Source organism: Pseudomonas sp., assembly GCF_030696055.1.
Lineage (GTDB): Bacteria > Pseudomonadota > Gammaproteobacteria > Pseudomonadales > Pseudomonadaceae > Aquipseudomonas.
The window spans coordinates 1-13,853 of the sequence record NZ_JAUYNP010000302.1 but is presented as its reverse complement, the minus strand read 5'-3'; the positions used below and the strand labels follow the sequence as shown (position 1 = coordinate 13,853).

16 protein-coding genes are annotated in these 13,853 nt (G+C 64.6%); 6 read left to right on the top strand and 10 right to left on the bottom strand.

The window, feature by feature from the left end; translation table 11 throughout:
* Positions 1-794, top strand: a 794-nt coding sequence (locus Q8Q83_RS18200; protein ID WP_305625538.1) for an ATP-dependent helicase C-terminal domain-containing protein, incomplete at its 5' end; no start/stop codon positions are given.
* 231 nt (positions 795-1,025) lie between these two features.
* Here Q8Q83_RS18200 and Q8Q83_RS18195 read toward each other — a convergent pair.
* Positions 1,026-1,772, bottom strand: a complete 747-nt coding sequence (locus Q8Q83_RS18195) for an ABC transporter substrate-binding protein (RefSeq protein WP_305625537.1) — start codon at positions 1,770-1,772, stop codon at positions 1,026-1,028.
* A 104-nt stretch (positions 1,773-1,876) separates the two neighbouring features.
* The gene (locus Q8Q83_RS18190) at positions 1,877-2,968 is read right to left on the bottom strand and encodes an endonuclease/exonuclease/phosphatase family protein (protein ID WP_305625536.1); all 1,092 of its coding nucleotides are present in this window, start codon (positions 2,966-2,968) and stop codon (positions 1,877-1,879) included.
* Between the two features lie 107 nt (positions 2,969-3,075).
* On the opposite strand from Q8Q83_RS18190, the gene Q8Q83_RS18185 reads away from it, so the two are divergent.
* Both Q8Q83_RS18185 and Q8Q83_RS18180 read left to right on the top strand, forming a co-directional pair.
* Positions 3,076-3,318: a CDGSH iron-sulfur domain-containing protein gene (locus Q8Q83_RS18185; RefSeq protein WP_305625535.1), complete on the top strand. Its 243-nt coding sequence runs from the start codon at positions 3,076-3,078 to the stop codon at positions 3,316-3,318.
* 32 nt (positions 3,319-3,350) lie between these two features.
* Complete coding sequence (locus Q8Q83_RS18180; RefSeq protein WP_305625534.1) at positions 3,351-3,539, top strand: hypothetical protein; 189 nt, start codon at positions 3,351-3,353, stop codon at positions 3,537-3,539.
* Positions 3,540-3,569: 30 nt separating this feature from the next.
* On the opposite strand, the gene Q8Q83_RS18175 is transcribed toward Q8Q83_RS18180, so the two are convergent.
* The 3 genes from Q8Q83_RS18175 to Q8Q83_RS18165 are packed head-to-tail and all read right to left on the bottom strand — an operon-like array spanning position 3,570 to position 5,382.
* Positions 3,570-4,061 carry a VOC family protein gene (locus Q8Q83_RS18175; RefSeq protein ID WP_305625533.1) on the bottom strand — a complete coding sequence of 164 codons (492 nt, stop codon included), beginning with the start codon at positions 4,059-4,061 and terminating at the stop codon, positions 3,570-3,572.
* Between the two features lie 30 nt (positions 4,062-4,091).
* Positions 4,092-4,754: a hypothetical protein gene (locus tag Q8Q83_RS18170; RefSeq protein ID WP_305625532.1), complete on the bottom strand. Its 663-nt coding sequence runs from the start codon at positions 4,752-4,754 to the stop codon at positions 4,092-4,094.
* Between the two features lie 46 nt (positions 4,755-4,800).
* Entirely contained in the window at positions 4,801-5,382 is a 582-nt protein-coding gene (locus Q8Q83_RS18165) for a cysteine hydrolase family protein (RefSeq protein WP_305625531.1), read from the bottom strand.
* A gap of 89 nt (positions 5,383-5,471) precedes the next feature.
* Here Q8Q83_RS18165 and Q8Q83_RS18160 point away from each other — a divergent pair, with 89 nt between their 5' ends.
* From Q8Q83_RS18160 to Q8Q83_RS18150, 3 genes are all read left to right on the top strand, one after another.
* The gene (locus Q8Q83_RS18160) at positions 5,472-5,951 is read left to right on the top strand and encodes an NYN domain-containing protein (protein WP_305625530.1); all 480 of its coding nucleotides are present in this window, start codon (positions 5,472-5,474) and stop codon (positions 5,949-5,951) included.
* 3 nt (positions 5,952-5,954) lie between these two features.
* Positions 5,955-6,578: a PolC-type DNA polymerase III gene (locus Q8Q83_RS18155; RefSeq protein WP_305625529.1), complete on the top strand. Its 624-nt coding sequence runs from the start codon at positions 5,955-5,957 to the stop codon at positions 6,576-6,578.
* A gap of 213 nt (positions 6,579-6,791) precedes the next feature.
* Entirely contained in the window at positions 6,792-8,129 is a 1,338-nt protein-coding gene (locus Q8Q83_RS18150; RefSeq protein ID WP_305625528.1) for a DEAD/DEAH box helicase, read from the top strand.
* A gap of 125 nt (positions 8,130-8,254) precedes the next feature.
* Here the strand turns inward: Q8Q83_RS18150 and Q8Q83_RS18145 are convergent, their stop codons facing one another.
* The 5 genes from Q8Q83_RS18145 to phaC all read right to left on the bottom strand — a co-directional run bounded on the left by Q8Q83_RS18145 (position 8,255) and on the right by phaC (position 13,559).
* The gene (locus Q8Q83_RS18145; protein ID WP_305625527.1) at positions 8,255-8,722 is read right to left on the bottom strand and encodes a PAS domain-containing protein; all 468 of its coding nucleotides are present in this window, start codon (positions 8,720-8,722) and stop codon (positions 8,255-8,257) included.
* Between the two features lie 12 nt (positions 8,723-8,734).
* On the bottom strand, positions 8,735-9,736 hold the full coding sequence (locus Q8Q83_RS18140) for a response regulator (protein WP_305625526.1): 1,002 nt from the start codon (positions 9,734-9,736) through the stop codon (positions 8,735-8,737).
* A gap of 262 nt (positions 9,737-9,998) precedes the next feature.
* Complete coding sequence (locus tag Q8Q83_RS18135) at positions 9,999-10,445, bottom strand: DUF2846 domain-containing protein (RefSeq protein WP_305625525.1); 447 nt, start codon at positions 10,443-10,445, stop codon at positions 9,999-10,001.
* A 131-nt stretch (positions 10,446-10,576) separates the two neighbouring features.
* Complete coding sequence (locus tag Q8Q83_RS18130) at positions 10,577-11,809, bottom strand: TIGR03862 family flavoprotein (protein WP_305625524.1); 1,233 nt, start codon at positions 11,807-11,809, stop codon at positions 10,577-10,579.
* 64 nt (positions 11,810-11,873) lie between these two features.
* Entirely contained in the window at positions 11,874-13,559 is a 1,686-nt protein-coding gene (gene phaC / locus Q8Q83_RS18125) for a class II poly(R)-hydroxyalkanoic acid synthase (RefSeq protein WP_305625523.1), read from the bottom strand.
* Positions 13,560-13,853: the final 294 nt, after the last annotated feature.

Genomic DNA, 13,853 nt, shown 5'->3' with positions numbered 1-13,853 from the left:
ACCTGGCCGCCGAACTGGACCCGCAGTTGTTCGACGGGCCGCTGGCCGAGCAGCTCCGCACGCTGGAGGTGCTGGATTGGGACGAGCGCGAAGGCGTGCTGCGCGCCGAACGCCAGCGCAAGGTCGGCGAGCTGGTGCTGGCCCGGGAGGCCTTGACCGGGCTGGATCAACAACAACGTAGCTGCGCCTTGCTTGGTCTGGTGCGGCGCAAGGGCCTGGCGCTATTGCCCTGGACCCCGGAGTTGCGCCAATGGCAGGCGCGGGTGAGCCTGCTGCGCGGCCTCGATCTGCAGGGCCAAGGCCGCAGCGAATGGCCGGACGTTAGCGATACCGCGCTGTTGGCCGGTCTGGAGGATTGGTTGCAGCCTTATCTGGGTAGCGTCACCCGCCTGAGCCATTTCGCCAATCTGGATCTGCCGGGCATCCTCCAGGGCGTGCTGCCCTGGCCGCTGCCGCAGCGCCTGGACGAGCTGGCCCCGCGCAGCCTGCAGGTGCCATCCGGCTCGCGCATCGGCCTGGATTACAGCGAGCAGCCGCCGGTGCTGGCGGTGCGTTTGCAGGAACTGTTCGGCCTGGCCGAGACGCCGCGGATCGCCGGCGGCCGGCAAGGGGTCAAGCTGCACCTGCTGTCGCCGGCGCGCCGCCCGGTGCAGGTGACCCAGGACCTGGCCAGCTTCTGGGCCAATACCTATGCCGAGGTGAAGAAGGATCTGAAGGGGCGCTACCCCAAGCACTACTGGCCGGATGACCCGCTGATTGCCGAACCCACGGCGCGGGCCAAGCCGCGTAAATAAAGCGGCTAAGAACCTGTTTCGGATCTCGCGAGCTAGAGCGAGACAAGGCGCTACGTAGTAACAGCCTCCGGCTGGTCAAAGCGCCGAGGAAGCGGAGTTTACGGGCTGTAAATGAGCATGACTCGCTGCGCTCGCCCTGTGGGTCGCGCTGAAGCGCGTTAGCGGCAAGCCGCTTGCCGAGGCTGTTTTTAACGCCGTATCACTGACGCGCAGCAGATCCGAAACAGGTTCTTAGGGTAGATGCAGATCTTCGCCTGCCGCCTGCAGCTCTTCATAGGCCCGGTCCAGGGCATCGCGCAACGCTTCGGCCCCGGGGGCGTGGCGCGACACTATCAATTTCAGCGGAATGCGCTGCAACTGCAGAAAGGGCAGTTCGCTCATGCCCAGGCGCTTACGCGCCTGCTCCACCGGGGTTTGGTAGTCCAGCAGAAAGTCGCCGCGGCGGCGCTGCAGCATTTCCAGGGCGGCGGTGTGGGTGCTGGTGCGATGCTGCTCAATCGCCAGGGCCGGGTCGTTGATCAGCTGATTGACCGGCTGCCAGTAGGTGTAGCCGGTAATCATGATCAGCCCGCGACCCTTGAGGTCTTCCGGCAGGCGCGGCAATAGGGTGTCGCGGCGAAAATACAGGTTGAGGACGATTTCGCCGACCTGGCTGCGGGTCTCCAGGGTGTGTTCCAGCAATTCCGGCTTGCCCGGCGCGCCGGGCCAGACCTGCACGCTGCCGTCCTGCAAGCCGCTGTACAGGCGCGCGCTGGGGTAGGCGCGAATTTCGGCGCTATAGCCGGCATGTTCGAGCAGGCGCTTGGTCAGGCGCAGAATGGCCCCGGTCGGGCGTCCCTGGCTGTCGCTGTAGGAGTAGGGCGGGAACTCGTAATACCCCACCTGCACCAGCGGCTTGGCGGTGTCGGCTGGAATGGCGGCGTGGCTTGCGCCGCACCACAGCACGGCGGCAAGCATTAGGCAGAGAAGTTTTGGCATCGATCAGCTACGTACTGCGGCTATACGCCGTCTTTTCGTTATAAAACTGGCACGAAGTCGAGCATGGCTAAGTGCCAGTAACTTTGTCCAGCGTCATCGTCATCTTAATCCAGGGCGGGTAGCAGCAGGCGGGCCAGCACCGGTAAATGGTCGGAAATACCCAGGGTGTCGTGCTGGCGTACCTGGGCATCGAGGCGGGTCAGTTGCGGGCTGTGGAACAGGTAGTCGAGGGTGCGATCGGGGCCCTTCACGCTCGGGTCGTTGGGGTAGTGGGTGTACCAGGCGGCCTGCTCGGCGCCACTGGCCTGCTCCAGGCTGGGGACCATGGGGTAGCGCTCGGCCAGTTGTTGCAACTCGCTATGCTCGGCATACCAGCTGCGTTGCACGGCCGGCAGGCGCTGGTACTGGCCGGGCGGCAACAGGTTGAAATCGCCGCCCAGCAGCCAGGGCGTGGCGGCGGCTTGCAGCTGGTCGAGCAGGCCGAGGGTCATGGCCACCTGTTTTTGCATGGTGTCGTCGCCTTGGGCGAAGGCATCGAGGTGGGTGTTGATGGCCGCCAGCTGGCCGCCACCGCGCAGCGGCAGGTAGCTGACCAGCAAGGCGCGCTTGAGGTTGAACTGGCGGCTGATCGGGTTGGCCGGGATCAGCGGCAGTTGCAGGCGCTCGGCGCGCTCGATCTGGTAGCGGCTGAGGGTGGCCAGTTTCATGCCGACGCTGCCGAGAATCCGTGGGTGCGGGACGAAGCCGGCTTTCCAGTAGAAGGCCTGGGTGCTGCAGGGGTAGAGGTCGTGCAGGCGCTCCTGCAGCAGCGCCAGTTGATCCTGGTAGTCGCTGGCCCTGGCGCCGTCATGCAGCTCTTGCAGCAGCAGCACATCCGGCTGCTCGTCACGCAGCACCCGAACCACCTCATCCAGGGTCACCGCCAGGTCTTCGCGGCTGGGACGTTGGTCGGGGCCGCTGCCGTCGGCCAGGTCATACCAGAACACATAGCCTTTGCCGGCCAGGTACTGAATATTCCAGGTCATCACCTTCAACGCCTGGCCCGGTTGCAGCAGCGGCGCCTGGCCCTGGCAGCTGACGGCGGCCGCCTCGCGCGGCGCGGGGCGCCAGCTCAGGCCGTAGATCAGGGCGGCCAGCAGGCAGAGCAGGCTCAGCAGACCGAGTAGGACAAGAGGCAGGAGGCGCGGCAGGGGCATGGGCGGGTGGGCTCGCAAGGGCTTGGACTATGCTGAGGACAGCGAGCATACCCTAGCCTCTAGGGTCGATGCTCTTCAGCGTGGCCCACGGGCTACAGGAGGTTGCCATGTCCGAACCGCATATTGCCCAGCGTGGCCCTTATAAGGTCGAAGTCGTGGCCGGGCAGGAGTATTTCTGGTGTCGTTGCGGGCGCAGCGCCACTCAACCGTTCTGCGATGGCAGCCATAAGGGTAGCGAGTTCAGGCCCTTGAAATACCGCGCCGAGCAAGATGGCCGCCTGTTCTTCTGCGGCTGCAAGCACAGCCAGACGCCGCCTTGCTGCGACGGTAGCCATAAAAAACTCGAGTAGCCGTTATGGCGCCAATCGATCGAGGGGGCCCTATGTACCGCCAGGTGTTCGCCAGCAAGCTAGTCGAGCGCAAGGTCATGGCTATCTTCGGCGGTTGCGCCGGCCTGGATAGGACGCTGGCCATGCAACTGGCCTTGGTCCGGGTCTTCCCGCGGCTGTGCGAACGGGCGCTGCTGCCACGCTTGTCCGGTCTAAAACCGCAGCGTGTCGGTCGGCTCTGATGCGCGGCCTCTGGCTGCTCAGGGTGCGGGTCAGGTGCCCGGTGCGCCCGCTGCCTTGCACAACGCGTGCGGACTTGGGCCAGCACTGTCAGTGCTAATGGGCTCGCTATATAGCTCGTAGACCTGCTCCATATCCCAGTAGCTGGCTTCGATCTTGTGGCCGTCCAGGTCGCGCACAAAGCAGCCGTAGTAGGGCTCGCCGTATTCGGCGCGCGGTCCGGGCGCGCCTTCGTCTGTGGCGCCGGCTTCCAGTGCGGCCTGGAAGAAGTCGTGCACCGCGGCCTTATTCGGCGCGGCAAAACCAAAATGGCTGCCGTTACCTGTGCTCGCGGGTTTGCCGTTGAGCGGCGTCTGCACCCAGAACTCCGGGTATTCGCGGCCATAGGCGACGGCGCCCGGGTGGGCGAGCATGCCTGTGCAGCCGAGGGTCGCCAGCACCCGATCATAGAAGGCGGTGGCCTGATCGAACTGATTGGTGCCGATGGAGACATGCGACAGGATGCTGGAGTTGGCGTCAGCCATGGGTCGTCCTCCCTGAGTGGTAACCGACCTTCACTCGATTGCGGGTTGGGTGCTGCGCAACATAAATAGGCGAAATAGCACTACGGTCGAGAATAGCTGGAGAAAACGGCTGATGCAGTCCAGCAGCAGGCTGGCGACTGGGTCGGCCTGCTGCCCGACTATCGCTTGCGTCCAGGCATCGAATAGCCATAACGGCAGCATCACGGCGAGCACGCAGAGCAGAATCGACCAGAAATGGCCGCTGGTGAGTTCGAAGCTCTCGTGCAGCGCACGCAGCGGACCCAGGCCGCGCAGCACCAGCAGGTACTCGGCAAAGGCCAGTTTGACCATCAGCCACAGCCCCGGCAGGACGAACAACGAGGCCCCCAGCAGGATCGCCAACATGCTCACGCCGGCCATCAGGGCGAAACTCGGCCACAGGCGCAGGCTCGCCGCGAGCAAGTCGCGGGCGCGCGGCGCCTGGCCATGGCTGCGCGCATCGAGGAACAGGATCAGCGCGCCGGTGTACAGGGGGTAGAACAACAGCCCGGCGAGAATGCGCCAGACCGCCAGCGCTTCGCCGTCGACCTGGCTGTTGACCTGCAGCAGCAACAGGCCTTCGAGCACTATCAGGGGCAGGCACAGGCGCACGATCGCAAGCCAGTTATGGCTAAAGAAGTACCAGGAGTCACGCAGCACGGGGAGCACATTCATGACTGGGATCGCGTTCAAGGGGTAGGCCTTAACTCTAGCTGATCGCCTAAATGGCTCCAAATAACGCCTGCAGCAGCGCGGCACTTTCGACCACCGTGGCATATTCGTCGCGCAGGTTGGCCATGGCCATATCGTGCACTTCTTCGGCGCTGCGCTGGCGGCCGGCATAGTCGAGCTTGGCGAAGGTGTAGCAGGCGTTGGCCACCACCTGGGTGACAAAGCCCAGGTTGCTGGCGCTGCGGGCCGTGGCTTCCACCGAGTTCTCGCTGGCCACCCCAACTATCACCAACTGCCGGATGCCCCGCACATGCAGCCAGCGCTCCAGGTCGCTGTGGGTGAAGGCATCGGTGACGTTCTTCTCGAACACCTGCTCGCTGGGCAGGGGCGCCAACTCGGGTTGGAACAGCGCGCCGCTCTGCCCCGGGGCGAATACCGAATCCACTTGGCGCGAGATATGCCGAATATGCACCAACGGCCAGCCCGCCTGGCGCCACTGCGCGAGCAGGGTGGCCATGCACGCCTCGGCCTGGGGATTGTTGCACGGCCGGGCCACGCGCCGAATACCTTGCTGCATATCGATAATCAACAGCGCGGGCGGCTGCTGTGCTGGGGAACCGCTGAGATGCATTTCGACCCTCCTTGGCTGATGGCTGGCATACTGTTCGCCGACTTTAACCTGGGCGCTCCTGGCCCGTCAGCGCATGCCGAGGATTCCCGGTGAAGAAAATCGCCGTATTCGCCGATGTACAGAACCTCTACTACACGGTGCGCCTGGCCTATGGCTGTCACTTCAACTACGCGGCCCTGTGGGCCGACATCAGCCAAGGCGGGCAGATAGTCGAGGCCTACGCCTATGCCATCGACCGCGGCGACGCCAAGCAGCAGCAGTTCCAGCAGATCCTGCGCAACCTGGGCTTTACCGTAAAGCTCAAACCCTATATCCAGCGCAGCGACGGCTCGGCCAAGGGCGACTGGGATGTGGGTATAACCATCGACATCATGGACGCCGCGCCGCGGGTCGATGCGGTGGTGCTGGCCTCGGGCGATGGCGACTTCGACCTGCTGCTGGACAAGATCCGCGGCAGCTATGGGGTCGAGGCCGTGGCCTACGGCGTGCCCGGGCTGACCGCGCAATCGCTGGTGCGTGCCGCCAGCCGTTATGTGCCGATCGAAGGCAGCCTGTTGCTGAGAAACTGACCGATGCTTGCAGATTCCATCGCCGTACTCGACTTCGAAACCACCGGCCTGTCGCCGACCCAGCAGGCCCGTGCCACCGAGATAGGCGTGGTGATAGTGGAAGGCGGGCAGATAGTCGCGCGCTACCAGAGCCTGATGAACAGCGGCGCCTGGGTGCCACCCTTTATCGAGCAGCTCACCGGCATCAGCAACGCCATGCTGCGCACTGCGCCGCCCGCCGCCCAGGTGATGGCGGAGGTGGCGGACTTTGTTGGCGAGCGGCCGCTGCTGGCGCATAACGCCAGTTTCGACCAAAAGTTCTGGGATGCCGAGCTGGCGCTGATCCGCCGCAAGCGCGTGCAGCCCTTCGCCTGCTCGCTGCTGTTGGCGCGCCGCCTGCTGCCCATGGCACCCAGCCATAAGCTCGGCAACCTCAACCGCTGGGCCGGCCTGCCGGACACCGGCAAGGCCCACCGCGCCCTGGCCGATGCGGAGATGGCGGCCAATCTGGTCAGCTTTATGGCCGCGCTCCTGCGCGAACGGCATGGCATTGCCGAGGTCTCCCATCAGCTGCTGTGCACCCTGCAGCGCGTGCCCACGGCCAAGCTGTCGCAAGCCTTGCACAAGCTGCGCGAGCAGAGCTGCTAAAGCCTGGGTAATCCGGGCAATGCTGTTCACTTAAGGGTGTATCTCGCGCAAGCAAGGTTCCCAGAGCTACAAAATGCCGTTCACTTGGCTTAGGTGAACGGCATTGGGGTAATTCTGGGGGCGTGCAGGCCGTGGGCAATTGAAAAACGCGGTCTGCGGTCAGGCAGGATAAACTGTGCGCCATCGTCTCTTTGGTCTTCTGCGGTAACCCCTATGACTTTTGCCTCCCTCGGCCTGATCGAGCCCCTGCTGCGCACCCTCGACGGCCTCGACTACCAGACCCCAACCCCGGTTCAGGCCCAGGCCATTCCCCCCATTCTGCAGGGCCGTGACCTGATGGCCGCGGCGCAGACTGGCACCGGCAAGACCGCCGGCTTCGCCCTGCCGCTGCTGCAACGCTTGATGATGGAAGGGCCTGTGGTGGCCAGCAACTCGGTGCGCGCCCTGGTGCTGGTGCCGACCCGCGAGCTGGCCGAGCAGGTGCAGCAGAGCTTTCTCACCTATGGCCAGCACCTGCCGCTGCGCAGTTACGCGGTGTATGGCGGGGTCAGCATCAACCCGCAGATGATGAAGCTGCGCAAAGGTCTGGATGTGCTGGTGGCCACCCCCGGTCGCCTGCTCGACCTGTACCGGCAGAACGCGGTCAAGTTCAACCAGGTGCAATGCCTGGTGCTGGACGAAGCCGACCGCATGCTCGACCTGGGCTTCGCCCGCGAGCTGGACGATGTATTCGCCGCGCTGCCGGAAAAACGCCAGACCCTGCTGTTCTCCGCGACCTTCTCCGAAGTCATCCGCACCCTGGCCGGCGAGATGCTCAAGGACCCGCTGAGCATAGAGGTCAGCCCACGCAACGCGGCGGCCAAGTCGGTCAAGCAGTGGCTGATTCCGGTGGACAAGAAGCGCAAGAGCGAGCTGTTCTTGCACCTCTACCAGAGCAAGCGCTGGACCCAGGCCCTGGTGTTCGTCAAGACCCGCAAGGGCGTCGATGAGCTGGAAGCCGAACTGCAACGCCACGGCATCAGCGCCGACTCTATCCACGGCGACAAGCCCCAGGCCACCCGCCTGCGTGCGCTGCAACGTTTCAAGGATGGCGAGGCGAAAGTGCTGGTGGCCACCGATGTGGCGGCCCGCGGCCTGGATATCGACGACCTGCCGTTGGTGGTCAACTTCGACCTGCCGATAGTCGCCGAGGACTATGTGCACCGCATCGGCCGCACCGGCCGCGCCGGCGCCAGCGGTCAGGCGGTATCGCTGGTGTGCGCCGACGAGGTGCAGCTGCTGTCGGCCATCGAGACCCTGACTCAGCAGGTGCTGCAACGCATCGATGAGCCGGACTTTATCCCCGACCACCGCGTGCCGCAGACCTTGCCCGGCGGCCAGGTGGTGAAGAAGCCGAAGAAAGCCAAGAAGCCCAAGGTGGTCGGCGGCGGCAAAGGCGGCAGCCTGGGGCGCTGGATGGAAAGCGAAGAACCGGCGGCGCCGGCGGTCAAGGCCGTGCGCAAGGTACCGAGCTTTGGTGGCAAGCCGAGCAAGGGCGGCAGAAAGCCCTGATTTATTAGGTTATGTTCCAGTTGCGTAGGGTGGCTGCGTAGGTTGGGTTGAGGCGCGCAGCGACGAAGCCCAACGGCTCTGGTGTGGGCGTAAGCGATTGGGGGCTTTGTTGGACTTCGCTCGGCTCAGCCCAACCTACGTCCGGTGTCCTGCAGGGCCTCCAGCTGCTTCTTATGGGTGGCGGCGGCGGTCATGTCGTAGATCACCACGCAGATATGTTCCACCTCGCCCTTGGCCCCGGTCAGCGGCAGCAGGGTGACGTTCTGGTACATAAAGTCTTCCTGGCCGGTGATTGGCTGGTAGTTCTTGAAGTGCACCAGGTAGGGGTGCTGTTCCCACAAGCTGAAGGCGCGGGTGCCCAGCTGCACCACGGTATCCACCTTGCGTTTAAGCCAGGCCTCATCGATCTCCGTAAACAGGCTGAACAGGGTCTGGCCGTGCACCTCGTCCGGGCCCAGGCCCGAATGGTTCTCCATAAAGCTGTTCCACACCTCCACCTGGTACTGGCGATTGAGCACCACGACGCCCACATCGATGCACTGCACTATGTCGAGCAGCCAGTGCACTTCCTGGATATCTATCTGCGCGGGCATGGTTTCTCTCGCCTAGTTCATCAGGTAGTTGATCTTGTTGGTCAGGCGCTTGATCGAGTCTTCGGTGAACAGCAGCAACAGGTCGAAGTGGATGTTATGCGCCTCCAGGCTGTAGCTGATTTCCACCGCTAGGGTCTTCTTCCAGCGCTGCTGATTGATATGGATCAGCCGCTCGATGGAGGCGTGCTGGCCGAGCAGCATGGGGTGGCCCTGGGAGAAGCGCACGTCGATCTGCTCGGCGATGCCGGCCAGGCAGGCGCCGGTGAGGATGCTGGCCAGGTCGAGGAGCATCTCCGAGGTCTGGTTGTCGTCCTTGGGCTGCCAGCCCAGCAGGCGCGCCATATCCGCGGTTTCCGAGTCGTGGAACAGCAGCAGCGCTTCGCCGGCTATGCCGTCACCGATAAAGCCCTGGCACACCGCGCTCAGGCGTTCGCCGCGCAGGGCGTCGGTGAGGGTCATATGCAGTTCGCTGACCTCGAAGATATTCACCTGGGGCAGCGGCAGCTGCACGAACACCCCGAGCACCTTGGCCAGCAGCGCGGCGGCGCGGCCCATGGCGACGTTGCTGACTTCGCGCAGGGCATCGCGGAAATTGACCTTCAGCTCATCCAGCAGCGTGGCCTGGGCCATGGCCCCGGGCGTGGCCTTGGGGTCGAACAGGCCCAGTTCCAGCAGGGCGCTGCGCAGCAGCTCGGGCTCGGCGGGTTTCTTGATAAAGGCCAGTGCGCCGAGGGCCTTGACCCGCCTCACGGCCTCGTCCTGCACGTCGCCGGACACCACTATGACCTGGCACGCCAGGCCCTCGGCGCGCAGCGCGGTCAGGGTCTCATAGCCATCCAGCACCGGCATGGTCAGGTCCAGCAGCATGATCTGGCCCAGGCCCTGGCGGATCGAGGCCAGGGCTTCCTGGCCGTTGCTGGCCTGGCTGATGCGCACCGGCCATTCAGGCGGCAGGGCACGGATCAGCTGCTTGCGCGCCATATTCGAGTCGTCGCAGACCAATAGGGGAATCACGGCTAAGCAGCTACCTGTGCGCGTGGAGGGGCCACCGCTCTGGGACGGTTTTAACCAAGCATAGTCGCTGGTGTTTGCGGCGCGCTGTTACTGATCTGCGCGCTTGAGCTCGTGCAGCATGTTCAGGTCAGGCCGCTCGCGAAGCAGGTGGTCGGCAGATAACCGCTTTGCACTATGGGTAAGCCGGGGGGGAGGCCCAGGTCGGGTGGCTGGGGCAGGTTAGCTTGGTTGGCGACCACGGGCCACCAACCAGCCATATTGGCTATTGGGCGGTTTGAATCAGCGTGCTTTCATTCACGCCTTTGCGGCCGGTGCTGTCATCAACCAGTTGCAGCTTATTGCGGGCTGAGAGCACCCCCATTTTTACCTCTTGCCAAACGAAATAGTTCTTCCCTGCTTCGGTTGCCAGCTGCAGGACAGAATCATTCTCTGCTTCGGACTTCAGTGTGTGCTGGCCGGCGGGCACTGTCAGCAGCATGTAGGTCTTGGCTGCGGTCTTGCCCACATTCTGGTCATTCAGAGAAACATCCATCTTCACGGCAGCGCCCAGGCTTTCGTTGCGGTACAGGTAAATGTTCGCCTTGTCGGCGGGGGCAGTGAAGGCCTTGGCCTGAGCGTCACGGCTGGCATCTGCCATGGGAACGGAGGCGCAACCTGTAGAGAGAGCAGCCGCGGTCAGAACAGCGGCCAGAGAGAGGTACTTCAGCATCCTTGACTCCTTGAGGTAGGTGCGCGAAGAGGCAGAAAGCCTCGGCGCTTTTTGGGCTCGTCAAGGAGAGGTGGTTCCAGCTCGCACGTCCTTGTCGAGGCGGCGAGGATAGAGTGTGTGGTGGCTAAATGCTAGTGCTTGAGCCAGTCCAGTATGCCCTGGGCGGCGACCCGGCCGCTGGCGAAGCAGGCGGTGAGCAGGTAGCCGCCGGTGGGGGCTTCCCAGTCGAGCATCTCGCCGGCGCAGAAGGTGCCGGGCAGCCGCTTGAGCATCAAGTGCCGATCCAGCTGTTCGAAGGGCACGCCGCCGGCGCTGCTGATGGCTTCATCCAGGGGGCGCGGCTTGACCAGGCTGATGGGCAGCGCCTTGATGGCGGTCGCCAGCTGGGCGGGGTCGTTGAACTGCTCGGTCGTCGCCAGTTCGCGCAATAGCGCGGCCTTGACCCCCTCGATGCCGGCCTGACGGTGCAGGTGCTTGGCCAGCGACTGCGCCCCGCGCGGCTTGCTCAGGGCGGCTTGCAGCTTGGCCAGGGGCGTTTGCGGCAGCAGGTCGAGATGGACGATAGCGCCGCCGTGCCGCTTGATCTGCTCACGAATCGGCGCCGACAGGGCATACACCAGGCTGCCCTCGATGCCGCTGGCGGTCAGCACGAATTCGCCCAGACGCGGCGCTGCGCCGGGTAGCGCGAGGCTGACGTTCTTTAGCGGCGCCCCGGCGAATTTATCCCGCAGAAAAGGGCTCCAGGCCGTGACGTCGAAACCGCAGTTGCTGGCCTGCAGGGGCGCGATCTGCACGCCGCGCTGTTGCAATAGTGTCACCCAGGCACCGTCCGAACCCAGCCGTGCCCAGCTGCCGCCGCCCAGGGCCAGCAGGCAGGCGTCGGCCTTGACCCGGTGTTCACCGGCAGGGGCGGCGATACGCAGGGCGCCGTCTGCGTGCCAACCCAGCCAACGCTGACGGGTATGGAGGGTCACGCCATGCTCGCGCAAACGCTTGAGCCAGGCGCGCAGCAACGGCGCGGCTTTCATATCGGTGGGAAACACTCGCCCCGAGCTGCCGACAAAGGTGTCTATGCCCAGGCCGTGAATCCAGGTGCGGAGGGCGTCGGCATCGAAGTCGCCGAGCAGTTGCGCCACTTCGGCCTGGCGCTGGCCATAGCGGGCGACAAAGGCCGGCTTGGCCTCGGAGTGGGTGATATTCATCCCGCCCACCCCGGCCAGGAGGAACTTGCGGCCCACCGAGGGCATGGCGTCATACAACTCGACCTTGACCCCGGCCAAGGCCAGCACCTCGGCCGCCATCAGCCCGGCGGGGCCGCCGCCGATAATCGCGACTGTAGGGGGGGAGGCGGTGCTGGCGGTCATAGGGGCGCTTCGGCGTCAGGCAAGGAGGCGGGCATTCTAACCGAGCGCCCGCCTGCTGAGGTGGCTAGCGCGCGCGCACGTAATTGCCGGGCGCGGCCTCCATCGGCGGGTGCTCCGGGTTGCCCAGCAGCCGCAGGGGCTCGCGCTGCTTGCCGGAGCGCGCCTGAATCCAGTCCAGCCATTCGGGCCACCAACTGCCGGCCTGCTGCTGCGCCTGACCTTGCCAGGCGCGCGGGTCATCGCTCAGTTGCGCGCTTTCGAGGAAGTTGGACTTGGGGTTGCCCGGCGGATTGAGGATGCTCTGGATATGCCCGCTGTTGGACAGGATAAAACGCTTGTTGCCGCCGAGCAGCTGGGTCGAACGGTAGACCGCCTCCCAGGGGGTGATGTGGTCGTTGACGCCGGCCACGTTAAAGCTGTCCACCCGAACCTTGGCGAGGTCGATGGGGGTGCCGCAGACTTCCAGACCACCGGCGCGCGTCAGCGGATTGTGCTGGAAGAAGTCGATCAACTCGTGATGCAGGGTGGCGGGCAGGCGGGTGTTGTCGTTGTTCCAGTAGAGGATGTCGAAGGCCGGTGGTTGCTTGCCGAGCAGGTAGTTGTTGACCCAGTAATTCCACACCAGATCGTTGGGGCGCATCCAGGCGAACACCTTGGCCATGTCGCGGCCGTCCAGCACACCCTGCTGGTAGGAGCGGCGCTTGGCCGCCTCCAGGGTCTTCTCGTCGGCGAACAGCATGGCCGGGCTGTCGATCTGGCAGTCCAGCAGGCTGACCATATAGGTGGCGCTGCTCACCTTGCGCAGCTGGCGCTTGGCCTGCAGGTGGCCCTGCAGCGCGGCTATGGTCAGGCCGCCGGCGCAGGCGCCCATCAGGTTGACCGCGGCGCTGGCGCTGATCGCCCGGCAGGCATCCAGGGCTTCTTCCAGGGCTTGCACATAGCTCGACAGACCCCAGTCGCGATGGCGCGGGTGTGGATTACGCCAGCTCACCACGAACACCGGCACACCGCCCTTCAGCGCGTACTGGACGAAGCTCTTCTCCGGCGAGAGGTCGAAGATGTAGTACTTGTTGATCTGCGGCGGCACTATCAGCAGCGGTTTGGCATACTGCGTCTCGCTCATCGGCGAGTACTGGATCAGCTCCAGCAGCTCGTTGCGAAACACCACCGCGCCGGCGCTGGTGGCCAGGTTGCGGCCGATTTCGAAGGTCTGCTTGCACACCTGGCTGGGCATGCCGCCGTTGTGCAGCAAGTCGCCGAGCAGATGGCGCGTGCCATTGATCAGGTTGCGCCCGCCGGTGTTGAACAGCTCCTTGACCGCCAGCGGGTTGAGCGGGCTGTTCGACGGCGCCAGGGCATCGCCCAGCATGGCCAGGATAAAGCGGCCGCGGGCCTGGTCATCGGCCGGCAGATTGCTCTCATCGACCCAGGCGTTGAGCTGCTTCTGCCAGGCCAGGTGGGCCTGCAGGCGACGCCGATAGAAGGGGTTGAGCTGCCAGGAGGGGTCCTGGAAACGTGCATCCTGGGCGTTGGGCTGCTGCACTGTGCCGCCCAGCAACACCCGCCCCAGTTGGCCGCCGAGGGCCAGGCCATGGCGGGTGCTGTGGATCGGCTGCTTGATGCCCTGCAGGGCCAGGGTGCGCAGGGTGGCGAACAGGTTGCGGCCGCGCAGGCCGACGGTGCCCTGTTGTTCAGTTGGCACCACGTTCGCTGGGGTGGGCAAGGAGCCCGGTACTGATGTGTCTCGCATTGAAACTTACACTCCATTGTCATACCGGCGTAGAGCCGAACAGCAAGGGCTGGAGTTGAGCTGCAGCCAAACTGTCGTGCGGAACTTTAAGCCGTAGACAGGCTATTGCTAATGGTCAAGTGGCTAGGCGTTCTCTGGCGGCATAGCCGTATGCTTTGTCCAACTGCTGCTGCTCGTTCTTCGGCTTGGTCAGGCTGCACACCGGCTGCAGAAAACCGAGCAGGGCCTGCTGGGTGTCGTGCCAGGCCGCCTGGTGTTCCAGGTCGAGAAAGTGCCCGGTGTTCTTGATGGTGC